At 63.3% G+C, this 24,199-nt stretch carries 24 protein-coding genes; 14 read left to right on the forward strand and 10 right to left on the reverse strand.

The window, feature by feature from the left end:
• Positions 1 to 163: 163 nt before the first annotated feature.
• Complete coding sequence (locus tag ACLMAJ_RS02650; RefSeq protein ID WP_412011812.1) at positions 164 to 1,327, reverse strand: MAB_1171c family putative transporter; 1,164 nt, start codon at positions 1,325 to 1,327, stop codon at positions 164 to 166.
• 443 nt (positions 1,328 to 1,770) lie between these two features.
• Between ACLMAJ_RS02650 and ACLMAJ_RS02655 the strand changes: the two genes are divergently transcribed.
• Both ACLMAJ_RS02655 and ACLMAJ_RS02660 read left to right on the forward strand, forming a co-directional pair.
• The gene (locus ACLMAJ_RS02655) at positions 1,771 to 2,586 is read left to right on the forward strand and encodes an alpha/beta fold hydrolase (RefSeq protein WP_412011813.1); all 816 of its coding nucleotides are present in this window, start codon (positions 1,771 to 1,773) and stop codon (positions 2,584 to 2,586) included.
• Positions 2,587 to 2,657: 71 nt separating this feature from the next.
• The gene (locus ACLMAJ_RS02660) at positions 2,658 to 3,056 is read left to right on the forward strand and encodes a hypothetical protein (RefSeq protein WP_412011814.1); all 399 of its coding nucleotides are present in this window, start codon (positions 2,658 to 2,660) and stop codon (positions 3,054 to 3,056) included.
• Between the two features lie 160 nt (positions 3,057 to 3,216).
• On the opposite strand, the gene ACLMAJ_RS02665 is transcribed toward ACLMAJ_RS02660, so the two are convergent.
• The gene (locus ACLMAJ_RS02665) at positions 3,217 to 3,570 is read right to left on the reverse strand and encodes an Rv2640c family ArsR-like transcriptional regulator (protein WP_412011815.1); all 354 of its coding nucleotides are present in this window, start codon (positions 3,568 to 3,570) and stop codon (positions 3,217 to 3,219) included.
• Positions 3,571 to 3,668: 98 nt separating this feature from the next.
• Between ACLMAJ_RS02665 and ACLMAJ_RS02670 the strand changes: the two genes are divergently transcribed.
• Both ACLMAJ_RS02670 and ACLMAJ_RS02675 read left to right on the forward strand, forming a co-directional pair.
• Entirely contained in the window at positions 3,669 to 4,196 is a 528-nt protein-coding gene (locus ACLMAJ_RS02670; protein WP_412011816.1) for an ArsI/CadI family heavy metal resistance metalloenzyme, read from the forward strand.
• A gap of 276 nt (positions 4,197 to 4,472) precedes the next feature.
• A complete protein-coding gene (locus ACLMAJ_RS02675) occupies positions 4,473 to 5,570 on the forward strand; it encodes a PHD finger domain-containing protein (protein ID WP_412011817.1) in 1,098 nt (365 codons plus the stop codon).
• Between the two features lie 259 nt (positions 5,571 to 5,829).
• Here the strand turns inward: ACLMAJ_RS02675 and ACLMAJ_RS02680 are convergent, their stop codons facing one another.
• Genes ACLMAJ_RS02680 through ACLMAJ_RS02690 form a run of 3 tightly spaced genes read right to left on the reverse strand, consistent with a single transcriptional unit; the run spans position 5,830 to position 9,917 of the window.
• Entirely contained in the window at positions 5,830 to 7,338 is a 1,509-nt protein-coding gene (locus ACLMAJ_RS02680) for an FAD-binding oxidoreductase (RefSeq protein WP_412011818.1), read from the reverse strand.
• A 19-nt stretch (positions 7,339 to 7,357) separates the two neighbouring features.
• Entirely contained in the window at positions 7,358 to 8,794 is a 1,437-nt protein-coding gene (locus tag ACLMAJ_RS02685) for an aminobutyraldehyde dehydrogenase (RefSeq protein ID WP_412011819.1), read from the reverse strand.
• A 43-nt stretch (positions 8,795 to 8,837) separates the two neighbouring features.
• Positions 8,838 to 9,917 (reverse strand): cytochrome P450, encoded by a 1,080-nt coding sequence (locus ACLMAJ_RS02690; RefSeq protein WP_412011820.1) that lies wholly within the window; start codon positions 9,915 to 9,917, stop codon positions 8,838 to 8,840.
• 486 nt (positions 9,918 to 10,403) lie between these two features.
• Between ACLMAJ_RS02690 and ACLMAJ_RS02695 the strand changes: the two genes are divergently transcribed.
• On the forward strand, positions 10,404 to 11,330 hold the full coding sequence (locus ACLMAJ_RS02695) for a hypothetical protein (protein WP_412011821.1): 927 nt from the start codon (positions 10,404 to 10,406) through the stop codon (positions 11,328 to 11,330).
• A gap of 3 nt (positions 11,331 to 11,333) precedes the next feature.
• Here ACLMAJ_RS02695 and ACLMAJ_RS02700 read toward each other — a convergent pair whose 3' ends face one another.
• Positions 11,334 to 11,606 carry a hypothetical protein gene (locus tag ACLMAJ_RS02700; RefSeq protein WP_412011822.1) on the reverse strand — a complete coding sequence of 91 codons (273 nt, stop codon included), beginning with the start codon at positions 11,604 to 11,606 and terminating at the stop codon, positions 11,334 to 11,336.
• On the opposite strand from ACLMAJ_RS02700, the gene ACLMAJ_RS02705 reads away from it, so the two are divergent.
• The 4 genes from ACLMAJ_RS02705 to ACLMAJ_RS02720 all read left to right on the forward strand — a co-directional run bounded on the left by ACLMAJ_RS02705 (position 11,605) and on the right by ACLMAJ_RS02720 (position 14,027).
• Positions 11,605 to 11,871, forward strand: coding sequence for a PNPOx family protein (locus tag ACLMAJ_RS02705; RefSeq protein WP_412011823.1), 267 nt, complete (start codon positions 11,605 to 11,607; stop codon positions 11,869 to 11,871). The two genes, ACLMAJ_RS02700 and ACLMAJ_RS02705, sit on opposite strands and share 2 nt — an antisense overlap.
• Positions 11,868 to 11,963 carry a DUF397 domain-containing protein gene (locus tag ACLMAJ_RS02710; RefSeq protein WP_412012028.1) on the forward strand — a complete coding sequence of 32 codons (96 nt, stop codon included), beginning with the start codon at positions 11,868 to 11,870 and terminating at the stop codon, positions 11,961 to 11,963. The genes ACLMAJ_RS02705 and ACLMAJ_RS02710 overlap by 4 nt, the downstream gene beginning before the upstream one ends.
• A 185-nt stretch (positions 11,964 to 12,148) precedes the next feature.
• Positions 12,149 to 12,715 (forward strand): dihydrofolate reductase family protein, encoded by a 567-nt coding sequence (locus tag ACLMAJ_RS02715; RefSeq protein WP_412011824.1) that lies wholly within the window; start codon positions 12,149 to 12,151, stop codon positions 12,713 to 12,715.
• 337 nt (positions 12,716 to 13,052) lie between these two features.
• Positions 13,053 to 14,027, forward strand: coding sequence for a LysR family transcriptional regulator (locus ACLMAJ_RS02720; protein WP_412011825.1), 975 nt, complete (start codon positions 13,053 to 13,055; stop codon positions 14,025 to 14,027).
• A gap of 33 nt (positions 14,028 to 14,060) precedes the next feature.
• Here the strand turns inward: ACLMAJ_RS02720 and ACLMAJ_RS02725 are convergent, their stop codons facing one another.
• Positions 14,061 to 16,034, reverse strand: a complete 1,974-nt coding sequence (locus ACLMAJ_RS02725) for a 3-deoxy-7-phosphoheptulonate synthase (protein WP_412011826.1) — start codon at positions 16,032 to 16,034, stop codon at positions 14,061 to 14,063.
• Positions 16,035 to 16,491: 457 nt separating this feature from the next.
• Here ACLMAJ_RS02725 and ACLMAJ_RS02730 point away from each other — a divergent pair, with 457 nt between their 5' ends.
• The 5 genes from ACLMAJ_RS02730 (at position 16,492) to ACLMAJ_RS02750 (ending at position 21,422) form a co-directional block, all read left to right on the forward strand.
• Entirely contained in the window at positions 16,492 to 17,727 is a 1,236-nt protein-coding gene (locus tag ACLMAJ_RS02730; protein ID WP_412011827.1) for a multidrug effflux MFS transporter, read from the forward strand.
• 59 nt (positions 17,728 to 17,786) lie between these two features.
• Entirely contained in the window at positions 17,787 to 18,281 is a 495-nt protein-coding gene (locus ACLMAJ_RS02735; protein WP_412011828.1) for a hypothetical protein, read from the forward strand.
• A gap of 67 nt (positions 18,282 to 18,348) precedes the next feature.
• Positions 18,349 to 18,597, forward strand: a complete 249-nt coding sequence (locus tag ACLMAJ_RS02740) for a hypothetical protein (RefSeq protein WP_412011829.1) — start codon at positions 18,349 to 18,351, stop codon at positions 18,595 to 18,597.
• A gap of 266 nt (positions 18,598 to 18,863) precedes the next feature.
• The gene (locus ACLMAJ_RS02745) at positions 18,864 to 20,384 is read left to right on the forward strand and encodes a class I adenylate-forming enzyme family protein (protein WP_412011830.1); all 1,521 of its coding nucleotides are present in this window, start codon (positions 18,864 to 18,866) and stop codon (positions 20,382 to 20,384) included.
• Between the two features lie 564 nt (positions 20,385 to 20,948).
• On the forward strand, positions 20,949 to 21,422 hold the full coding sequence (locus ACLMAJ_RS02750) for an SRPBCC family protein (protein WP_412011831.1): 474 nt from the start codon (positions 20,949 to 20,951) through the stop codon (positions 21,420 to 21,422).
• A gap of 585 nt (positions 21,423 to 22,007) precedes the next feature.
• Here ACLMAJ_RS02750 and ACLMAJ_RS02755 read toward each other — a convergent pair.
• From ACLMAJ_RS02755 to ACLMAJ_RS02765, 3 genes are all read right to left on the reverse strand, one after another.
• Positions 22,008 to 22,754: a class I SAM-dependent methyltransferase gene (locus ACLMAJ_RS02755; protein WP_412011832.1), complete on the reverse strand. Its 747-nt coding sequence runs from the start codon at positions 22,752 to 22,754 to the stop codon at positions 22,008 to 22,010.
• 366 nt (positions 22,755 to 23,120) lie between these two features.
• Positions 23,121 to 23,480 (reverse strand): hypothetical protein, encoded by a 360-nt coding sequence (locus ACLMAJ_RS02760; protein WP_412011833.1) that lies wholly within the window; start codon positions 23,478 to 23,480, stop codon positions 23,121 to 23,123.
• A 175-nt stretch (positions 23,481 to 23,655) separates the two neighbouring features.
• Positions 23,656 to 23,970, reverse strand: a complete 315-nt coding sequence (locus ACLMAJ_RS02765) for a hypothetical protein (protein ID WP_412011834.1) — start codon at positions 23,968 to 23,970, stop codon at positions 23,656 to 23,658.
• Positions 23,971 to 24,199: the final 229 nt, after the last annotated feature.

Raw genomic sequence — 24,199 nt, forward strand, 5'->3', positions numbered from 1 at the left:
ACCGAGCGGTGGTGCGGCAACGCCTTGGCCTCAGCGCGCGCTGGTAGCGAAGGCAGATGACGCGGGAACTCGAAATTCGGGACTCGGACGGGCGCAGGTCGAGGGGTTGGGCGAGCGCCGGAAAGTACGGGATGCCGTTGCCGATAATGATCGGAGCTTTCGGTCATATAGTGGCGCAACCCGGTTCGCCACGGGCCGAAAACGGTGCTGCCCGCGCGGACGCGCGGGCAGTCGGCCAGACGCTGGCCAAGTCCAGCAATTGCCGGAGTTCAGTGTCGAAATCCCGCGCGGTCAGGACTGTTTGTCGCGCGGGCGTCGAGGTCGTCGGCGGAAGCCCGGCCTTCCGCGCGCCGACCGCATCTGCCAGTCGGCGGGCGAATACCTCGAGCTCCCGATCGAATCCATCGTGTTCCGCTCGCGAAGCGGAATGCATCGGCAGATACGGGCCGAGCTGCAGAATCGCGTCACGTATCTCGACAGTCATTCGCAGCAGACGGGCGGTGGTATCGCGTCGGGTCAACCCGTCGACGGCGGGGAACATCACTATCTCCGGCACTGCCGCGGTGACGTCCCGCCACAGAGGACGCAAGCGGCGGCAGAGTCGTCCATCCCGATCCAGGCCGGCGTATTCCATCAGGTGCCCGACCATCGGGCCGGCGACGAGCGTAGTGGCGAGCACGGCAGCGAAGGTGAAGGCGATTTCCGACCGAACGATATGCGGATAGCCCAGCTCCCACCCGAAGCCCATTTCGCCCACCAGGAGCACAAGATCCGCATAGATGGGCACGAAGGACAGCAACATCAGCGAAAACAACGCCCTCGCAGCCGGTCTCGGGTTCTCCAGGCGGAGTTCTCGAATGCACAACCGGGTGTACACCAGCGTTGTTGCCATCAGGGGAGCACCGTGTGCGGTCCAGACGACCAGCCCGGCCCAGTTCAGGTTCTGCTCGACGAGCCGCCCAGCACTTCCTGCGGATGGACCGGCGAGCAGTGTCAGCACCGTCGAAACCGTGGCGACCGCGGAGTAGATCCGCTGACGCCGCCAGGTCGCCGCCTGGTCTGCACCTGATTCCCACAACCGGGCGAGGCCGTAAAGATGCATGATGACCATGCTGCTGCACCCCAGCGCAAGCAGGTTCGTCACACTGCCGATGCTCAGCGCAGGCGTGCATCGATATAACACCAGGCCGGCCAGACCCCACAGCAACGTCCGGTTGATCAGCTGGTCGAAGATCGCGTCCCTGGTGAAGAGCAGCCTGCCCATGCCGATGATCGTGACGTAGCCGATGATCGCCCAGCCGAGAGAATCGGAAATCGGCGATGTCAACGATGCCCCTCCCGGCCGATCCGTCCGGAAGGAGAATACCCGCCGGTCCGCACGGAGTCGACCGTACGGATCATCGAGCGCCGGAACAGGATTCGATGATCCGTACGTGTCACCAACTACTCGACAGTCCCGTCCTCGGGCTGCTGAACCGCAGACCTCGGCAACCTCGCGACGCCAGTGTCGAGATCAATGTCGAACCGAGGCTGATGCCCCTGCCCGTCACTATCCTCGCCACCCTCATCGCCCAGCTTCTGTCCCGGAAACAGCTCGCCCATAACGCCCATAACCCCACGATAGACGCCCCAAAACTCGGCCAGGAAATACCGGCGCACCACAAACACTCGACACGGATCCCGCCCCGCGCGCGACGTTGAACACCGTGTCAGTGGACGTGTCAGGTCGGGATCAGATCGGTATCAGCGGGGGTGGCGACAGTAGTCCCCATGACAACCACCACGAACCACCCGACCAACCCGATCTGGACCGGCATGGTCACTGTCGACGACACGGAGCTGGCCGTCACCGACACCGGCGGTCCCGGCATCCCCGTGGTCTACCTCAATGGCCAGTTCGCCACACAGGGGTACTGGAAGAGAGTCATCGCCGAGCTCGGTCCCGGCTTTCGACACATCACCTACGACGAGCGGGCCCGCGGCAAATCGAAGAAGTCGGCCGACTATTCCTTCGCCACATGTGTGCGCGATGTCGATGCCATTCTCGCGGCCAGGGAGGTGGACCGACCGCTGCTCGTCGGCTGGTCCTACGGGGCGTTCGTCGGGGCGCACTGGGCCGGCCGGAATCCGGACCGTGCCATTGGCGCGGTCTTGGTCGACGGCGCGTTCCCCTACGACTGGCTCGACGAGGCCATGGAGCAGCGAATCCGCAAGCTGTTTCGGCGGTTGAACTGGGTCCTGCCGCTGCTGCGCCCGACTGGCCTGACCCCGCGGATGAGTGCCGAACAGCAGGCGAACAGCAACATCGAGATCGGCAGGATCTCCCGCGAGCGCGAGCTGGGCCCCGTGCTGGACAGCATCACCGTGCCGGTGCGGTACGTGGTTGCTTCGGGGACGTCCTTTGGAAGCAAAGGTGATGAGCAAGAACAGATCCGCACCGGCCTCGAAGCGGTGACCGCTCGCAACTCGAACATCGAAATCAGCGCGAAAGTCGCCAGCAACCACGGTGCGCTCCTGCGCAAGGATTTCCGCGCCATCGCCGAGGCCGTACACGATGTCGCCGCCCTCGACCGCGTGAGCCGCTGATGACCTGACCGACCGTCCACCATCAGTTCATTCAAACAACTTCCACCACAACAGATTCCAAGGAGCACACCATGACCAGCACCCTCTCGGACCAAGACATGCTCACCCTGCGGACCGCCGCGTACGGCGCCGTGTCACTGCTGGCTGCCGCCGGCGCCAAGCCACACAAGATCGCCACCAACGGCAGCATCGCCCTGCACTCCGCGACCGGCCTGGTCGGGCACGTGCTCTCCGATAAGTCGAAAGGCGTGAAACTGGACGGCAAGTCCGTAGCCGAACTCGCCGACCATGTCTTACCCGCCCTGACCGCAGCCATGAACCTGCTCACCGAGCAAGCTCCGGCCGAGGCCGACAACTTCCGCAGCACCGTCCTCGTCGCCATCGACGCCGCCCAGACCCACCAGGACAAGCCCAGCCCCACCATGACCGAGATGACCCGCAAGATCACCGAAGCCCTCGACGCCGCTTGATGGCACCGCGGCGGGGACCGGACACTGTCCGGTCCCGCAGGCTTTACCGCTGCCGGCCGCCATACAGTCCCACGACCGTTCCGATCCTCGTCGCGAGCACGCCCGCCACAGCCGAATGTGGTTGTGGCCGATTCATCGGCCCTGTCGACTGAGCGGCCCTTCAGGTGCAGCAGTTCGGGTCGAGCACGATGCACAAGGCGGACAACGCATTTCGCAATGGCTGGTGATGGACACTCATGCCGTGTCGGGTCGAGTCGATCAGCCCGGCGGCACGGAGTTGGCTCAGGTGATGGCTGACCGTGGATTCCGCCAATCCGACGGCCGCAGCGAGCTGGCCGGTGGCTTGCCCGCCGTTCGCGAGTAGCAGCGACATGAGCTTGACCCGCGCGGGGTCGGCCAAAGCTTTGAGGCGCAGAGCTACTTCGAGCGCGGCCTGGTCGTCGACCGGGCCAGCCGCAACCGGGGCGCAGCAGATGGGCGCGGTGACATCGATGACAGGCAACGCTTTGGGCATGCCTTCCACAGTACCGAGGGTCTTGACATATGTCGAAATGGTGAGCATGATCGTAATAGCCAACTAATTCGACATACATCTCAGAGGTGGAGGTCATCATGTCTCGTGTCCAGCTCGCTCTCAACGTCGACGACGTGGATGTCGCAGTGCGGTTCTACTCGACCCTGTTCGGCGTCGAACCCGCCAAGCGCAAGCCCGGGTACGCGAACTTCGCGATCGCACAACCGCCGCTGAAGCTGGTGCTATTGGAGAACCCCGGCAAAGGCGGCAGCATCAACCACCTCGGCGTCGAAGTCGACTCCAGCGAGGAGGTGCACGCCGAGATCGCCAGACTGTCGGAAGCCGGAGTGTTCACCGAGGAGGAGATGGCAACGACATGTTGCTTCGCCACCCAGGACAAGGTGTGGGCCACCGCGCCCGGCGGTGAGCGGTGGGAGGTCTACACAGTGCTCGCCGACAGCGAAACATTCGGCACCGCAACACAATCCACCGCAATTGCGGGGCATGCCGCCGCTTCGGAAGGGCCGTGTTGCGGAACCGCGCAGGAGGCGGCCGACGAGTCCGCCTGCTGTAGCAGCCAGGCCAAAACGGCGGCCGTAACTTCCGGCGCGGGTTGCTGCCACTGACGTCGGCAGCCCTCGACAAACGAAGAGGCCCGGTTCTCGCGAACCGGGCCGGGGCCGCCTGCCAATGCAATAGGTAGCAATACGGCTGGCATCCAGCGGCCGCAGCTGAATGAGCGGCGCAACCCGAGCTACTTCCGCTGACAGTTGCGCAGCGTCTCCGAATCGGCCTTGAAGTGCACCGATAGCGGTTGTAGCGTGAGCGTAGGGGCACCGGCCGCCGGGGCGTGCTCTATATGTGCGCGCGGTCCCTGTCTTGGCTGAGCGTGGAGGCACGCCATGGCACTTATCGATAATTGGGCTCGCACGCATGATCAGATGGCGGCGGCGTCCATGGTCCGGCGCGTGGATGATGCGATTCGCGAACTCGCGCAAATCTTGGGGTCTTCGGAGGACGATTCGTTCGACTCGAGGAGTTCGGCGGTCTATGAGAGCGCTGAGCTTCCTGGAGTGTGCGGCCTGTTCGGCGTCGGCCTCGCCGCCGAGAACGCCATGGCGCGTTTACATGTGCGACTGCTGGTCGATCGGTCTGTGGCCTCCGATTCGGGGGATTTGAGTGACCAGAGCATAGCTTTCCATCTGACCGCGTTAGGTCTGTATGAGCAGCTACGCGAGCTCGACAGTATTCTCGGGGTACGCGTAGAAGTAATCGATCCTCCCGTTCCTCAATTTTCTCCTGGTGATCGAATTGAGGCCCAGCTGGGTGTTCAGCTGCCTGGAACATTGGGATGCCGTGTCAAATATGGCCCGGAGGATGAGAACCAGATTCTTGGTATCACTACCGCTGGTCACGTAGTTTGTAAGGTCTCGTACCATTCGACCATGAGTGCAGGTCCGGCTCTTCGGTGCGATATATGCAGTCAGGTTGTTCGCGGCACGGGCTGCAATTCGTACTCCTGCCCGAATCACCATAAACTTTGTGCGGCAAAGGTTCTCGAGACCGTCGTGCAGCCTCGGCAGACAGCAGATGTGGTGACATTTGTATCGCCCATGTGCCGACCGGCCTCGGGTTCGTCGATGGCGGATATCGCCATCTCGAAGGAACCTACCGGAAGTTCTGCGTCACAATTCGCGCAGATCAACCGCGCAAACGCCCTGGATACCGTCCACACTGTCCTGCGCGGGCAGGTCAAGGGACCGACCTTTGCCACTACAGCTCTGGCCGCATTATTTCCGTCGAATAGTTACGCAAGTTGGGCCGACGTATTCCTGACAGCCCAGGGCATCAGCGCTGCGGGCGACTCCGGAGCGCCCGTCGAGCGCGGACGAGGTGAACTAGTAGGACACATCGTCGGTGGATGCACATCCAATTCATACAGCATTGTCCAGGATGCGAAATATCAGCTCGGCGCGATCGGGGCATCGTTCCGTCAGTGAGAGAGAAAAGTCGTGCGGCGACGCCAGCAAGGCATTCCTGGAGGGTCTCGCCACGTTCGCGAAGTCGCTCAGCGGACTGAGCATCGCTGTGCGCGCCTACGCGTAGCTCGACCTCCGCAGCAGTGACATTCAGCCCATTGGGGCGGCGGGTTCGAAAGTGGCAAGCAGCTGTTCGAGGGCTGCTTGGTCGGGACCGACAAGGGGGCGGCGTCGGGTGCTGCCGCAAGCGTGTCCATAGCATCGACGGAACGCGGCGACTTCAAGATTGTGCGGTCGGGGTGTATCGGCCGGACAGGATGTCTTGCGGGTCGAGGACTCGCTTGATGGCGGCGACGCAGTGCCAGAAATCGTCGTCCGTGCGCTCGATGAACGGGTCGATCGAGTCCACATCCATTCGCACCGGATAGATTCCCGCGGCCTCGAGCCGCCGCAGCAACAAATTCTTGTAGGTGTGCGCGGCGGCAACCGCGTGTGCGTCGTTCCGGTCGAAGTAAAACGGAAACAAGCCGAATAATGCTGTGGGCCCTGCCCTTTCGTATAGCTGCGAGGTCGGCATCCGCGCCTCCGCGGCCGCCGCGCGCACGATCGAGGAGCATGCGGCCATATGATCCCCGGCGAACGGCAGCGTCACATTGGCGCACAACATACCCGGCAGGTCACGGTCGTGATCGAGATCCACCGAGCCGGGCGGCACCGACTTGCCCGCCATGTCCGCGAACCCGATCAGCAGACGGTCCGACGGCGTGCCGTTCACCAATCCCAGCCGCGCCTGCGCCAGCAACCGCTCCTGCGTATTCTCCGGCTGGGGTTGCTCCCTCTCGGTGTCGGCCGCCACGAAGTGCTCGACCAAACCGTCGAGTCGCCGCCGGAGTTCACGCTCGGCCTCGGCCCGCATGGGACGGATTCCGTTGAGCACGACCTGAACCTTCCAGACGGACGGATCGGTGTTGCCGAAGTAGCGGATGATCGGGTCGGTGCCATCGGTAATCCGCAGGTGTCCGGTGATGACACCGTCTTCCTTGGCGAGCCACAGTGCGTCGACAACCTCGGCGAGGTGGGCCTGGGCAACTTCGAATGTCAGTACCGTCAGTGGCGCGACCGGATGCAGCCTCAGCACGATCTTGGTGACGATGCCGAAGCCGGACTGCACGAACAGCCCGCGCAGGTCTGGGCCGAGGCCGAGCGGGTAATGGTGAATCATGTTCCCGTGGTCGGGTAGATGCCACAGGCCGGTCCGCACGACTCCCCCGTTCCCGAGAACCGCCTCGATGCCGAGCAAGTCGTCCGCCCGCGCACCGAGGTTGCCGCAGCCACGGTCCAGCACGTTCCCGACGATGCTGGTGCCGGTACCCGCGCCCGTGACATTCAGTTTGAGCCGAGTTCCATGTTCGGCGAGGTATCTGGACAACTGTCCCTGCGTCACCCCCGGTTCGATCACCGCGTACCGGAAGCGGGGATCGACATCTACGATCCGGCTCATGCCTGCCAGATCGACCAGGGCAACCGGCCCGCGGCTCGGCAGTGCCGAGCCGAATCCCCAGTTGCGTCCGGTACTCACCGGGTGCACCCGAACGCCGGTGGCGCGTGCGATGTCTATGACGCCGCGCACCTCGTCGAGCGAGGCGGGTCGCAGCACAGCGTGCAGGTCACGCGCCGCGAACCCCGAGACATTCATCCCGTAGTGCGCGAGCTCGCGCTGGTCGGTCGCGACCGAGGCGGCACCGAGCGCGGTGCGCCAACCAGAGATCGCCCGTTCGATCGGCTTCATGTGCGAGTTCCTCATGTGCTCAGTTCAGCGCAGCGCCGGATCCGGTGTGGTGTACCACGTGTTTGATGCGCGAGTAGTCATCCAAGGAGTACGTCGACAGGTCCTTTCCGAACCCGGAATATTTGAAGCCGCCATGGGGCATTTCGGATGGATAGGCGAAGTGCGTATTGACCCGCACGGTGCCGTAATCGAGTCGCTGGGCCAGGCGCATCGCCCGCGCGTTGTCGCGTGTCCACACACTGGCGGCGAGCCCATAGTCGACTCCATTGGCCGCCTGAACCGCCTCCTCTTCGGTGTCGAATCGCTGGACCGTGATCACGGGGCCGAAAACCTCACGCTGGGTGATCTCATCGTCTTGGCGCACGTCGGCGACAACCGTCGGCTGGAAGAAGTAGCCGATGTCACCGGCGACCGCACCTCCGGTCAGTACCCGGGCGTGCGATGGGAGCCGCTCCAGGAAACCGGATACGCGCTGGAGTTGGCGGGCGTTGTTCAGTGGTCCGTACAACGCCTCCGGTTCCGACGGTGGTCCGATCCGGCACGATCGGGCGGCGGTGACCAGCGCGTCTACCAGTTCGTCGTAGATCGTGTGGTGGGCGAGGACGCGCGCCGCCGCCGTGCAATCCTGTCCAGCGTTACCGAATCCGGCCTCGATCGCGGTCGCTGTGACAGCCTTGATGTCGGCGTCCGCGAACACGATCACCGGTGTCTTGCCACCCAGCTCGAAATGCAACCGTTTGAGCTGCGGCGCCGATCTTGTGGCGACATCGATCCCGGTCTCGACAGATCCTGTCAAGGACACCAGACTCGGGGTCGGATGTGCCACCATGCGGCACCCGGTGTCGTCCCCGCCGCAAATGACGTTCAGCACCCCGGAGGGTAGGTGCTCGGCCGCGAGGCCGGCGAACATGAGCGCGGTTGCCGGTGTTGTCTCGGCGGGCTTGAGCACTACTGCGTTGCCCGCGGCGATCGCGGGAGCCGCCTTGAGGACCGCCATCATCAACGGATAGTTCCAGGGAGCCAGCTGCGCGCATACGCCCACCGGTTCGCGCCGCACATACGAGGTGTGGTCCGGCACGTACTCGGCAGCGGATTTGCCCTCGATGATCCGCGCCGCACCGGCGAAGAACCGTAGCTGGTCGACGACGAGGGCCACATCAGCCGCCGCCCGGTTGCCGGTGTTCCGGACCTCCGCCTCGGTGAACTCGTCCGTACGCCGCTCCAACTCGTCGGCAATTCGCAGCAGTGCCAGCTGCCGTTCGGCGGGAGTTGTCGAGCGCCACCTCTGGAAGCCGAACGCCGCGGCCCGCATCGCCGCTTCGACATCAGCCTGCCCGGAGATCGGCGCCCGCAGGTACGGCTCCGCGGTGCACGGGTCGATCACGTCCTGGTAGCCACCGTCCTTCGGCGTCACGAATTCCCCATCGACGAAGTTCTTCAGGGCATCGGTAGCCATGTACAACCCTTTCGTCCGCAAATGTCGTTCGAGTTCGTCGCGGTCACACGCGCGCGGTGACGCGCAATGACTGGAAGCCATGAAATCCGAGGTTGTTGTTCCAGTCGAGATCTTGTCGGAACACCCGCAGGTCGGGCATGCGGCGATAGAGCGATGCCAACCCTATTCGGGTCGTGGAGCGCACCAGTGGATCGCCGAAACACAGGTGTCGGCCGGCCCCGAAGGTCAGGTGTTCGTTCGGTCCCGGCCTGGTGAGGACGAGTTCGTCGGCTCGGGAGAATTTCTCGGCATCTCGATTGGCCGATCCGATATACAACAACAATGGCTGCCCCTCCCGGATACGGGCTTGCGTGCCATCGCGGCAGAGGTGGGTGAAGTCCGCGCCTGCGACACGACCGATGAACTGGACCGGGTTGCAGTACCGCAGCAGTTCCTCGACAGCTGTAGCCGCGGTGTTCTCCTCGAGTAGCAACTGCCGCTCATACGGTGGCCGTTGGTCCAGCGCGTGCACGCTGTTTCCGATGAGATATCGGATCGATGCGGTGCCGGCGAACAGCAACAAGGCGGACTGGGCGATGACTTCTTCCTCGTCGAACCGGTAGCCGTGGCTTTCGGTGTGGCGCATCTGGTGCATCAGGCCGCCGCGCTGTTCGGACCGTCTGGCGGATTCCGGCGCGGACAGGAACCGCACCAACTCACGAGTGCTGCGCTGCGTTCGATAGACGTGTTCGGTGGATACCCGGGTTGATCCGAACAAATGGGCGATATCGTCGGTCCATCGTGTGAGATCGGCATGAGCCTCGCTCGGCACACCCAGGAGGTCCGCGATGACGATGGCTGACAGCGGAAAAGCGAAGTCCGACATCAGATCGAATTCATCCGATTCGATATCGTCCAGCAAATTATCGACCACGCGCTGGATCAATGGCTCGACTCGCTCGTCACGGAAAGGCGCATAACTACGATTGGCGTGCCGTCGCGATCGGGTATGGTCGGCGCCGTCATGAAATGCCAACCAGCGTTCGAATACGCCGAGCATATCGCCGAAGCCGGATTGCTGATCGGACGGCAGGAACCGCAGGGGTACGGCCGCCCGCGAGTTGGATAGTCGCTCATCCAACATGAGCGCCCGACAATCCTCATAAGAAAAGAATAGCCAGGTGCCGCCGAAGATTTTTTCCGAGAAATACGCCGGCTGCGTTGAACGCATCAACGTATAGAAAGGGTATGGATCAGGAATGTAGCCGACCTCGTTGTGCGAGAAATTTTCCGCGGAGAGGGTTTGCGACATCGGAGTCCTTCATTGCCGGCGACATCAGTGCACGACCGCCAGTCTGCATGCCGCCGCGCCGCGCCACTCCCCAAAAGGGGGAATGCTCGGTGGTCGAAGTACTCGAGCGCGACCTGCGGGTGATCGCCCCTGGCGGCGAGGCCTTCGACGTACCAGCGCGCGAATTCGCCCTTCGTCGGCGCGAGGAGCGGTGCACTCCTCGGGTGACACCGGCGCAAATGACAGATCGCGGCCGATCGCCTCGGCCAGGTGCTGGACAAGCCTTGCCCTGGTGAGGGTTTCGGGGCCGGTGAGGTTGTACGCGGTGCCGGCGCGCACATGAAGTGGCTGACGTCGATCCGCCCCTCGCTGGCGAATTCGAGTCTCAAGGCACAGTGGTCACCACACAAGGAGTGGTCGACCTACGTCGGCGACCAAAAACTAAACCATTTCTCGGCTTTCGATTGGGACCCCGATCACACATATATCTGGCGTTTCACCAGCCTGCCGTCGAAACAATTGGTGTCGATCGACGACAAAACCAACTTTGCGACAATAATCCAGCTGATCGGCGCCCACAGCGGCGGCAACATGAAGACCGACCCCCGGGTGCGCACATCGTCGTTCTGCCGCAACATCGGCGCACTACTCGGCGTCGCGGCCTCGACCGGCGGTGACAAGAAGGTGCTGAACATCATCAACCGGACGCCCTATCTGTGCCGCATCGACCTCACCACCCTCCCGACCAAGGGAGTCACCGCGACGCCCGCGCTATACCGGGCGATCAGCCTGTTCGAGACCGAATATGTCCTGGTGCCCACCCCGAAGGCGACCTACTACCTCGCCGACACCGGAAGAAACGTCCCCCACGATGCGGGCTGCCTCAACGCGGTGTTGTTCCACAATCCGTTCTTCGGATGCATCGCCCCCTCGGGGACTTTCCAGAGTTGTCTGGTTGGCGATGACCTGAGCATCAGCCTCGATTCCACACTTTTCATCAACCCCGCGGAGAACTTCGAGCGCGCTCGGCTGGAATTGCCGACAGTCACCGCGGAAACGGGGCTTCAGAACGTCTCCAGCCTGGACTCCGGCGATATCATCCGGATCGTGTGCTACGCCCAGGCGGTGTCCGAGGTCGCCAGCGAAATCTCGACGCTGGTCTTGAACAAGGAACAGATGGTTCTGAGCACGACAACTGTCCATGTCGCCAAATACGCGGCCGACGTCGAGGCGCGCTACCTCGAACTGCTCTCGACGCTGTACTAACCGCTAGGCGTGCGACTCGAGGACGATCGACTGGCAGCGGACAGCCAGGCCCGGAATGCCGCTGAACAGCGCTGGGGCACAGCCGAATCCGGCCGATGCGGTCCCGGATTGATACAGCGGCCGCCGAGTGCCGGTGTCATGGATGGTCAGTAAAGTGGGCTCGACCGCTATCAACGCTGTACCAGGAGGCATACAGGTGAATACGAAATCTTTGGTGAACGGCTTCAACTCGGTGACACGGACCTTGACGAATGCACCCGTGGTGGGGTCTCTCATGCGCAAAAGCTTCGTCGAGATCAGCTATGTGGGCCGCCGTTCCGGCAAAACCTTCAGCACGCCCGTGAACTATCGCCGTTCCGGCGATTCGATCGTCATCGGAGTCGCACTCCCGGATCGAAAGAGTTGGTGGCGCAACTTCACCGATGAAGGCGGCCCGATCACACTGCACCTCGAGGGCGGCGACCGGCATGGTCACGCGTTCGCAGATCGTGACGAGCGCGGGCGGGTCGCGGTGCGTGTTCGCCTGGATGATTCGAACTGACCAACCCGACCCGTCCTGCGCTTGTCTGCACGCCCGGCGAGTGGGACGCGTTCACCGCTGGCGTGCACGATGGCGAATTCGACTGGCCGTAGGCGCGCCTTCGTCTGTAGCGCTCACTGTTGGGAGTTGTACATCGGAGCCCACCGAGTACAGCTCGCCCGGTATGCGGCAGTAGCGAATGTTCTGTGCCGTCGGCCGGATGTCGAGAATGTAGCGCCGACTCCGTCCCAGGGACAGAGCGGCCGTACGGGCCGCGCGACGAAGGAGGAGCACGGCCATGCGAAAGCTCATAGTCCAGCAGTGGGTTACCGTCGACAACATCGCCGCGGAGGAGGACGGCGGGCTCAGCTTCGTGTCAGGGGAGCCCTTTTCCGACAAGTCCAACAAGGCGTTCAAGGCGAGCGTGATGGGGTTCATCGACTCGGTCGACACGATGATTCTCGGCGCGAACACATACGCCCAGTCCAAAGACTATTGGCCGCACGCCGAGGAACAGGGCGAGTACGGCGAAAAGCTCAACAACCTCACCAAGTTCGTCGCCTCCTCGACGCTGGATGACGCCCCCTGGGGCGACTTTCCCGCCGCGACCGTGACGCGCGACCCGGTCGCCACCATCCGGGAGCTGAAGCAGCAGACCGGCAAGGACATCTGGCTTTGGGGGAGCTTGAAACTCATGCGCTTCCTGCTGGCCGCGGGCATCGTCGATGAAGTCCGGATGCTGGTCTGCCCGACCTCACGCGGCGCAGGCAGGCGCATTTTCGAAGATCGGCAAGACCTGAAGCCGCTCGAGGCCACCTTGTTCGAAAGCGGCGTGGTACTTCTGCGCTACGAGATCAACAAATAGCGACATACCTGGAGGGTTCGACTCATCGGCCCGCGCAGGCGATCGACGAGATCGCCTGCCCCCCGACAGCCGTGTCGCATCGCTGAATTCTGGGCCGAGCGGCGCAGTCGACCTCGTCCGGCAAAACTGGCAGTCGTAGCCCTCTGGTCTCCGATCTCCACATGCCGAAAACCAAGCGATGACGCTAATATTCGAGCACTTGCGTGATGAGGAGTGCTCCATGAACGGTAGAGACTCACAGTCGGCCCGGGTGGCTGGAGTGTCCGCATTGCCGACGAATCCCGTCCTGGTGATCGGCGGACGGTACTAGATGGTCTGGCCCGATCCTATGCAGCACTTGACATTCGGGCAGGTCGAGGGCTTTCTGGTGCTGGCCGAGGAACTGCACTTCGGCCGGACCGCAACCCGCCTGCATCTCACCTCGGCCCGGGTGAGCCAGTTGGTCCGCGATATCGAACAGCTGATCGGAGAGCCGCTATTCCTCCGCACCAGCCGCAAAGTGGAGCTGACACCCCAAGGCAAAGCGCTACTCGCCGAACTGCGGCCCGCATATTGGCAACTGACAGCGGCCATCGAAAACGCGAAAGGCAGGGCCGCACGCTCCGAACAGACGCTACGAATCGCATACAACAAGGGCTACGGTGTGGCGAGGATTCACGCCTATGCGTCAGCCTTCGAGCGCGCATACCCCGAGGCCACGGTGTCCACAATCGTAGTGGACGAGACGATCAACTTCGCCGCGCCGGTCCGCGACGGCACGGCTGACATCCAGGTCAAGTGGCTGCCCGATAACCCACAACGTTTCGCCGGGCTCGAACCGGATCTCGAATTCAGCGCGACGCTGGCATCGAGTCAGCGAGGCGTCGTGGTGGGGCCGGATCACCCATGGGCCGGCCGAGAGTCAATTCAGGTGGAAGAGTTGGCCGACCACGAGCTGACCCGGCCACCCAAATCCGTTCCCGACTGGTACATCGACTCGTGGAGCATCCCGACTACACCGAACGGCCGACCCATCCGACGCCGCGAATTGGATGCTAATTGGAGCCTCGTAGGGCTGATGGACGGCTTGCTACGCCACGGCCGCGCGTTCGAGACGTACACCGATGACCTGGAGGCCATTCGGGTCGAGGGCGTCCGTATGGTGCCGATCGACGGTTTGCCCCCGTGCTGCATGACCGCGATCCGCCGCAAGGGCGACAGCTCGCCGCTGATGGATGCCTTCATCGACATCGCGCAGCAGACAGCGGTCCAATCTCGAGGTCGGACAAATGAGAGCATCCCTTCGACTTCGGTGATCGGCGAACGGTTCTAATGGTCTGGCCCGATCCCGTGCAGCACCTTGTCTTCACGACAAGGGATCGGGAAAGGATTGAAGTTCCCGCACGGCAAGGGTGACGCATTGCAGGGTCTGCACCGCGTTGAGGCGCGGATCGCATCGTGTTCGGTAGTTCCTCGACAGGTCGTCCTCGCCGAGATGTCCCCAGCCGCCGACACATTCGGTCACGTCCTCGGGTGCGGTCTCCAGATGCAGACCGCCGGGGATGGTGCCCGTGTGCCTGCACGCCTCGAAGAAGGCGCGGATCTCCTCGGCGATATCGTCCAGCGAGCGCGTCTTATGACCGTCGGTGGCGGTGTGGGTATTGCCGTGCATCGGGTCACAGACCCAGCCGACCGGAATCCCGGTGGCCGCGGCGGCCGCCATGAGCGGTGGCAGAACCGGTGCGGCGCGATGTGCGCCCATACGCACGATCAACGTCAGCCTGCCGGGGGTTTTGTCGGGGTTGATGCGACGGCACAGTGCGGCCACTTCTTCCGGCTCGGCCGTTGGCCCGATCTTGACGGCTACGGGATTGCCGATCCTCTCCGCGAGTTGGATATGCGGGTGTCGCTGGTCGCGCGTGCGGTCGCCGATCCACAACAGATGTGCCGAGGTGTCCCACCACTGACCCTCGTGACCATATCGGGTCAACGCGTGTTCATACGGCAGCAGCAAGGCCTCATGCGACACCCACAGCCTCGGCACGAGGCTGTGCACTTGGCGGCAGTCGACCGGCGCCGATGCGGCCGCCTCGAATATATCGGCGACATTGCCGAGCAGCGCGGCCGCCGATAGATCGGTGCCTGCGTCCGCCGCACGCCGCAGCAGCGCCACCGCCGGTCCGGCCGGTGGAACGGGATGGGCGCGAAGGTAGTTCATCGTCGCGGCGGCGTGGAAATATCCCGACAGCATGCGCTGTGGATCCGGTATGCGTGCGGCCGGATCGGGATCGGCGGAGTTCACGATATCGCCGCGATAGGTCGGCAGTCCGGTCTCGGACTCCACCGGCTGCGAGCGCGGCTTCGCATATTGGCCCGCGATCCGGCCGATGGTCACCACCCGGCGGCCGGTGCCGTAGCTCAGCACGGCGGCGGCAGCGGCGGCCAGGGCCTGGCGGGCCGACAGTGCCTCGGTCCGGCAGTCGGCGAAGGTTTCCACGCAATCGCCGAGATGTAGTACAAACGCCGCTCCTGTGCCCGCCAGCGCCAGCTCGGAGGTGAGAGCTTCGCACTCGTCCGCACTGACCAGTGGCGGCAAACCGCGCAGCTGATCGAAATAGTCGCGAGCCGAAGCCGGATCGGGCCACTCGGGTTGCTGCAGCGCGCGGTGTTTCGGCCACGCCAGCGTCGCGGACCCCGGCCCGACCGCATGCGATCGCACCGACGGCTCGTCGCCCCACGACAGATCCGGGTCGTCATCGTGGCGCTCGTCGCTGAGCTCCGGCGACACCAGATCGGGGTTGAAGCACTCCCGGATGTAGCACAACGGCTGCCCGGTCACCCGAATGAGGTAGGCGCGGGCCGCACCGGCCCGACCATCCGGCCACCGCGCGAGGCCGACCCGGAGAATCTCCCTGCGCTGCGAAATTTGATGGGCCGCAAGGCTGTAACCGATTGGCGTGGTCACATCGTCGAGTCCGGCCGCCGCCGCCGCTTGGACCGTACTGATGACAAGATTCACCGATACCGGGACCGACTCCGAATCGAGCAGGCACGACCGCCGGACCATGGCCTCGGTCCCCGGCGGAATCCGCAGCGATCGCCGCACCGCCTCGGGTATCCGCTCGGCGGGCAAGATGTCCTGGCGGATCACTCGCACGCGCAGCGTGGTATCCAGGGAGTTCGCCAACGCGGGCGTGGTCAGCCCTTTGTTGACCAACAGCATTCGGGTGACCGGATCGACGAACCGCGCCGCATGTTGCGCGGCCGATGGTTCATATCCGGAAGCAGTCCTGCGGCGCCGCCGTTGCGGACCGACCGAATATCTATCGAGCAAATACATTGGCGTACTTCTATCTCTTGCGCCGTTACTCAGGTATGAGCAAATGCCGACCCTGATGTCAATCCGCAGCATCGCGGCGTAAATGTATCCGATAAGCGTGAGAACAGCGACGTTGAGCGAAATGCCCTCCACTCCGGCTCGCAAACAGTACGGCCATTCGAGTGCGGTAGCCCGAAATCAACCGGTGTTCATCTTCATACACGATTGCCTTCGAAACGTCCACTTGGGCGACACGAAGATTCCGCACCGAGCCTGCGGGTTGATTACCACTACGTTTCGGTACAGATCGTTAATTTTTGATTATCGACGATCAAGAATAATTACGTTATTACGAACACCATGGGTTAGCTGTAATATCCGATGGCAGTGTGGAATCGGCAGGAAGTGATCAGCGGTTGAAGTGGCTTCGACATAACCGAGGTGTGGCGTTCGAGGTCGCATATCGAAAGGACTTCCGATGTGGCTGATCGTCCTCCTCGGGGCGTTGTCGGCATTCGGTCCGATCATTACCGACGTCTACCTGCCTGCACTTCCGCAAGCCGCGAATGATCTGCACACCACCCAATCCGGTATTCAATATTCGCTCATCGCGGGCTTGCTCGGACTGGCCGCCGGTCAACTCGTCGTCGGCCCGATCAGCGACAGCTGGGGGCGGCGTCGGCCGATGATTGCCGGTATGGCGGCATTCGCCGTCACCTCGGCGCTCTGCGCGGCGGCCGTCGATGTGTACACCCTGGACGTCTTGCGGCTGCTACAGGGATTTGCCGGCGGGACCGGAGTGGTGATCTCCTTCGCGATCGTCCGCGACCGCACTACCGGCCGCGATGCCGCCCGGGCATATTCGATCCTCAGCGCCGTCGGCGGGATGGCCCCCATCGTGGCGCCGATAGCTGGCGCACAGCTGCTGCGAGTCCTGGACTGGCGCGGACTGTTCCTGGTACTTGCCGGTCTCGGCGTCCTTTTCACGTGCTGCGCCATCCGGTGGGTGCCAGAGACCCTGCCTGCGCATCGACGTCGGTCCGGCGGATTCGGGGCCGCCGCGACAACACTGCGACAGCTAGCCGCCGACCGGGTGTTCGTCGGTTACGCACTGACAGGCGGCTTCTCGTTCGCCGCGCTGTTCGCCTATATTTCGGCCTCCCCCTTCGTATTTCAGCACGTTTACCACGTCTCGCCACAACTGTTCGGCATCTTCTTCGCGGTCAACGGTGCGGGCTTCCTGGTTGCCAGCAACATCAACGCGAAGCTGGTCGGCCGGTTCGACGCACACGTGCTACTGGCTATCGCCTCGGTCGGCGCCGTGGTCGGCGCGCTCGGCGTACTCAGCGCGGTGACCGTCGGTAATGCCGGTCTGCCCGCGCTGGTCCCCCCGCTGTTCTTCATGGTGAGCTGCCTCGGGTTCACCATGCCGAACTCGACCGCGCTGGCACTGGACGGCTATGCCGGGGCGGCGGGCAGCGCCTCGGCAATTCTCGGCTTGTTCAAATACGCACTGGGCTCCGCGATCGCGGTGGCAGGCGTCGCGATCGCGCCGCTGGTCGGGGGCGGCGGTCGGCCGATGGCCGTCGCCGCATCGGCAGCGGCACTGCTGGCGATCATCGCACGAGTGATCCTCGTGCGGCAGTCGGCGCCGATGGTAGGTTGCGGCGCAAAGTTCTGTGTGCTTGCTACAAGGACAGAACCTGTCTTGTAGGAGCCTGCATAACCATCGACTCGCTCGTCGCCACGTTCAGCGCGCTGCCCGGTGTCCGGGTGGGGGCGGGACCCCGCCACCCGGTAACACCCAACCCGGCCCTGGAACCCCGGCTGATGGCGTTCTTCGACGCCTACCCCGGGCTGTCCGCCGACGTCGGCTATGCGGAGTTCCTCTGGAAGCACGCAGGACTGTCGCGCAGCGACGAGAAGCAGGACGAGCTCTTCTACATCTTCGGGTTCAGACCCGACATCGTGGACTTCGACCCAGACGTCGTGGACTTCCGGGATCTCTACGGTCCCGACGTCGACGACCAGGGATTCTTCATGTTCGCCCAAGCTGTGGTCCACGCCGACACCACCTACAACCACGACACCTATGAGCACGATTTCGCACTCAGCCTCAGCGGCGACCGGGAGCCGGGCGTCTACGTGTTCCGATCGACGCTGACCGCGCGCGCGGAGAAATGGACCAGGCACGCCGACGACTTCACCGCATTCTTCACCGACGCCGTCGAGCGCTGCGGTGTCTGGCCGCGACCGCAGATTCTCTGACACCACGCCCACATTCGTCTGGCACAAGACAGCCGAGACGGCTTGAAGTGATGCCAAAATTCGTTGAGTGGAGACCGCGGTGGTGGCCCGTACCCTGTCCGGGCTCGGCTGTCACCGGGCGCAGGGCCTGCTTATCGCTCCGCCGCTGTCCCGTGAGGAGATCGAACCCCATCTGCGCGCCGGTTGGATCCCGATCGAGTGGCCGCAGGCATCGTCGGGATCCCCGCTCGGCCGTGCGCATCGCGCGCCTCGGTTGAACGACGCATACCAGCGGGAAACGGCGCCGGGCCGACCGGAATCAGGAGGCCGGTCGTGATGGTTGCTCCGGTGACGATCATCGGAGCACCCTTGCCATCGGTTGGCCGATACCTTTGCGCCACATGGAATCTCGAGCAACGTTACGATCGGGCACATGCGGGCCGCGCGAACCGAGCAGGTGATCCGCGATTCTTCTCTGGGTGCGGCAGTTCGTCGTCGACGAGATCGAACCGCTGGCCACGTGATCCGGCACGCATGGGATACCGATTATCCGGTACGCCGGGCAGATGGCTGCGATCGCGGCCAGGATCTAGGGAGACGCCGATGACCATCCCTCACCCTCCGACACTGGCCCGCCTGTTGGTCGGGCACGCCCGGGACCGCGCTGGATGCCGCGCGATCAGCGCGCCCGCGGGGTCGCAGACCTATGCGGAGTTCGCCGGGGATGTGGCGCGAATCGCGGACCGGCTGCGTGCTGCCGGTCTACGCCGGGGAGACCGGATGGCGGTGCTTGCGCACAACGACTTGGCCTACGTCCAGCTCGTCTACGCCGCCTCCTGGACCGGCATTGCGCTGGTCGGTCTGAACTGGCGTCTGACGGCGGACGAGCTCCGGGCTGTTCTGGAGGACTGCAACCCATACCTGCTCTTCGCCGAGCGGGAGTTGGCGTCGGGGTTGGATCCACGGTGCCCGGTGGTCCTGCTGGACGGACCCGAAGGCTCCGACTTCGAGCACTGGTATGCCGCAGGGGATTCCGGCTACGCGCCGGATATCGATCAAACCGACGAGTCCCTCGTGCTGCTGGCCTACACGACCGGCACCACCGGCGAGCCCAAGGGCATTCAGCTGGTCGAGCGAAATCTGCGGGAGATGGCCCAGCAGGCGGCGGCAGCCTGGGCGCTGCACCCGGAGATGAGGTACATGACCTGCCTGCCGCTGTTTCGTATGAGCGGGATGAGCTCGATGATGTGCTGCGTGCACCTGGGCGGCGAGGTGGTCATCCCGTCGGGCACCTCGGTCGCCGAGATCGCCGGCGCCGTCGAGGACCGAGGTGTCACCCACACCAGCGTGGTGCCGACCCTGCTGGCCAGCATGGTTGCCGAGAATGCCGCCGAGGCCTTCGACCTGTCCAGTCTCGAGGTGATCATCTACGGCTCCGCGCCCTCGGGCAGCTCGCTGATCGAGGAAGCGATGGAGATGCTGCCGCAGACCGGCTTTTCGCAGGGTTACGGCTTGACCGAAACCTGTGCCGGGGTGGTGGCCGCGCCGATCCTCCGCCGGGGGGAGGTCGACCAGCATCCGGGTAGCGTCGGCCGCATCCTGCCCAACTGCGAGTGCCGGATCGTCGATGTTTCCACCGGTCGCGACCTCGGCGCCGGTGAGGACGGCGAGATCTGGCTGCGGACGCCGCAACTGACCACAGGATATTGGAACAAACCCGCGGAGACCGCGGCCGCGATATCCGCCGACGGCTGGTTCCGCACCGGCGACATCGGGATGATCGACAACGACGGATTCCTCTACGTCCACGACCGACTCAAGGACATGATCATCTTGGGCGGAGAGAACGTCTACTCGGTCGAGGTCGAGAACGCGATCGGCGCGCACCCTGCGGTGCTCGAGGCTGCCGTCGTCGGCGTACCCCACCCGCACTGGGGTGAGACCGTGAAAGCGGTCGTGGTGCTGCGCCGCGGTCAGGAGCTCGACGAGACGGAACTGCTCGGCTGGCTCGAGGGTCGGCTTGCCCGTTATAAGCGCCCGAGGATCGTCGAGTTCGTCGGTGATCTCCCCAAGGCAGGCAGCGGCGAGATCCTGAAACGTGAACTCAGAAACGGCAAGGGCTGACCTGCCCGAAGTGGCTGCCGCAGATTCAGTGGAGGTCCGCGACAGCCTGGTGCCGGCAACGGAATACACGACATTGCGCCGACCCGAGGACCCGAATTCCGGGGGCGCGCATCGCAAGCTGCCTGCACGGTTCGGTGGAAGCCACTCTCCGGCAGCCGAATACGGACTACACGGCCGCCGCCTTTCGATGATCCCGCGAACCACCTCGGTCGGCTCGTTCCGATGTCGGGCAGTCTTGATAGTGCCGCCGTCGATAACGAAGTCCGGCCCCGCGATGATGGCGTATGAACGAGTCTCTCCAGAAGCTCGGCAGTGGAATGCCCCTGCGCGGCTGCGACATTGGTCCCCAAGCTCTCCGCACCATGCCACAGCGGGTTATCAACCAATATGCGGGGATGATATCCGAACGACGGAGCTGAAGTCGGTGAAGTTCAGCGAACTGCGTTGTACCAAAGTCTATTCGGGCTAGGCGGGACGCCCAGGCATCCCTGACTCCTCACTGAGGGCGATCACCGAACCGTCATACATCAGCGTCCGCGCGACGATCGTGCGAGGATGAATCCCATGAGTGAAGAACGGTTCGAGGTCCGACGGGAGATCGCGGCACAGCCGGCCGAGATCTTCGCCCTGCTGTGCTCACCCCAAGGGCATGTGTCGATCGACAGCACGGGCATGCTGCAATCCGCAGAAGGCGAAGCCATCACTGCCGTCGGAGATGAATTCGTCGTGCAGATGGATCGTGAATCTCTCAATGACTTTCCCGAGATGGGAAAGTACGACGTCACGGTGACCATCACCGCATTCGAAAAGGACGCCCATATCGCGTGGACAGTCTCCCGGGAGGGCCAGGTGCCGATGATCGAACACCGCTATGGCTACCGCGTGGAACCCAGCGAGATCGGCACCTCGGTGACGTCGTACTACGACTGGAGTCAGATCCCAGCGACCTACCGCGACATGGGAATCTTCCCGATTCTTCCTGAATCCGTGCTGCGGGCCTCGCTCGGCCTGCTCGCCAGGACCGTGGAGAAGAAGTAAGCGATCAGCCAGGCTGGTGGGCATCGTCAGCAGGTGCCCACCGCACCCACCAGCAGTGGACGCTCAGTATCTGAATAGTTTGATCCCGGTGAGACGCATGGGGTTACATCACGGTGGCTGGAGCTTGCCAGGACAGGGACATATCCTTCGTGCGGCGGTTCGCAGGCACTGAGCCGCGCGGAAGCGAAAGATCGCCGAGCTGGAACGGACGATCGAAATCCGCTCAGCAGCAACGTCTTTCTTTGCATGGGCGAACGACCCGCGATAGAGGTGATCTGTGGATTCATCGCCGAGTATCGGGCTCGGTTCGCGGTAAAACCTATCTGCCGGGCTATTCCGCGTGCGTCATCGGGCCTACGCCGCGCGTATCCGGGCGGAAATGCTCGACCAGCAAATACGCCGGCTTCGTGGAATCAGCGATCCGGCAAGCAGTGGCACTGCGGGCCCCTGACGGCCATCCGATCAGCGGTGCGATCCATCGCTCGGATGCCGGATCGCAATGCACGGCAGTGAAACGCTTAGAAACTGCGACTTTTCAGACCCACTGCCCTCGACCGGGTCGGTCGGCGTCGTGAAGGTGCCGCACTACTTGGTTGCGACAATGACGGTTCTGCTGTCCGGGTCCACCGGACGGCCATGAAAGTCGCCCGCGAATGCCACGTGGCCGAATCCGGCTTCGTAGATTGCTGTCTCGAGTTGTGGGCGGGAATACATGTGCAGCCGACCCTGTCGAGACCATCCAGGGCGCGTCCAGTGGACGTTGAATTCCTGTGTGGTCCAATCATATCGAGCGTGACCAACTAGATCGGACCGTTGAACCAGCTGCGTACTGATCAATTCGCTACCGTTGCGTACACGATGCTCGAAATATTCGAGAGTGTCGATTTCCATGATGAGCTTGCCTCCTGGCACGAGAACGTCGGCCCAGGCCGCGAGGGCGGCAAGGTCTTCCTCGCGGGTGTCGAAGAAGCCGAAGCTGGTCCACAGGTTCAGAATTGCGTCGTATGGACCTGCGGGTGGCGTTCGCATATCTGTCAGGACGAAGGTGCAGTCAGGATATCGACGGCGGGCGTCGTCGAGTTGTTTCGGCGAGTTATCTATACCGACTATGCGATAGCCGCGCCGACTGAGCGGTCCGGCGTGACGGCCGAATCCGCAAGGGACATCGAGTATTCGCGCTCCGAGGGGTAATCGGAGCAAGTTGACAATCGCCTCGATGTCGCTCTCGGTGTCATCGAATCTACCTAGGATGGCGAATGTTTCGCGGAAACCTTCGTCGAAGAATTCTTCTGCCCAGTTTTCTCGCGTGATGTGTCCGGAAGTGGTCATCATGACCGGCCGGAAAGGTCTGTGACGCGAGATGAGCCGCGGCGTAACGGCGGGATCGTGCCACTGTCCTTCGGAACGATCTTCTCCACCGTCATACCGAGAGCGTGACCAACAACGTCGACCGGTTCCGATAACGGAGCGCGACGCATGCCCGAGGTCGGGCTCGTTGGCTGCTCGATCGAAATCTTCATCGCTGGTTCCTCGAAAGCTGGGCGGACGTATTGCAATTCATGGCTGTATGAACAGTGCGGTCGGTCCACGCGACCAGCGAGCTGTCCGGCCGCCACCGGACGCACATACGGTCGGATGGTTGCCGCGGGGTGTAGCTCTCCGGCAGGGGAGCTACACCCCCGGATCAATTCTTGCGGATCACTTCTTGTCGAGTTCGACCAACTTGCAGACACACAGCGTTACCGTGTGGGCAAGAATGCCGCCGAAATAGTGGGTGCAGAACTCCGCGTACCCGACCGGATCGCACTGATGCGCATGCCACGCCGAGTCCACTTCCAGATCGTCGGGCAGGTAGTTGCCCTGCATGCCGCTGGCCCGGAAGCGCTCCAGCGACCGCTGGTAGCGGGCTACTCGATCGTCGATCTGCTCCTCGGTCAACGCCGCGGAGCCCGGCCAGAACAAGTGGCCCCAGCGCAAGTTCTCCTTGAGATGCGTCGTGTCGAAATCCGCAGCAGGCACTTTGGTTTCAGCCGATACGGCCGCGATGCTCGTCGTCATAGCCCGAACCCTCGATTCGCTTAGAACTAACCATGTCGGCCGACAAGCCTCCAGAATTGCTGGAGTAATCAGAGTGTGATGTGTGCCAGATCACTAGTCAAGGGGTGAGTCCTCCCATTTTTGGGAGAGACACATGCATGAACCTGTTTGCGACTCAACCGATTTGACCTACCAGTCAGTACCCAGGCGGGAACTCGTAGCTCGCCGCCACCTCCGGAGTCATCCAGCGTCTGCCGACAACCACAACGACCTGATCGTGTGCGCTGAACCGACAGGGCGCAGACGTCGAAAACTTCGGTGGGGGTTCGCCATCCGAGGTTTTGATCTCGGTGGGTGTTGGGGACTCGTCGATCGCAATGGGTGCCGCACCGGGCGAGTAGGTCCGGTCGGCCGATCGTGCTGGGGTCGGCGCGGCCCCTTGCGGGATGACCAGCGCGTCGGTGATCTCAGGGAATCGCTCGACGACTGGGTAAATGTCGGCGACACTCATGCGGATTCCGTTGCGGGAGTGCGGCATCGGAACAGGCGCGTAGGACGATGCTGCCGCATTGGGTGCTGCTTGACTCTTGGCGGAATCGGAGGTCTCGTTGTCTGGCTGGTTGGCAGCGACGAATGATTTTGCGGCCCAGGAAGGGAGACCACGTTGTCGCAGAACCACCAACGATGACAAGGACTCGCCTGATGCGGATGGACTGACCGAGCCACCGCTGACCCACACG

The organism is Nocardia arseniciresistens (assembly GCF_046764875.1).
Taxonomy (GTDB): domain Bacteria; phylum Actinomycetota; class Actinomycetes; order Mycobacteriales; family Mycobacteriaceae; genus Nocardia; species Nocardia arseniciresistens.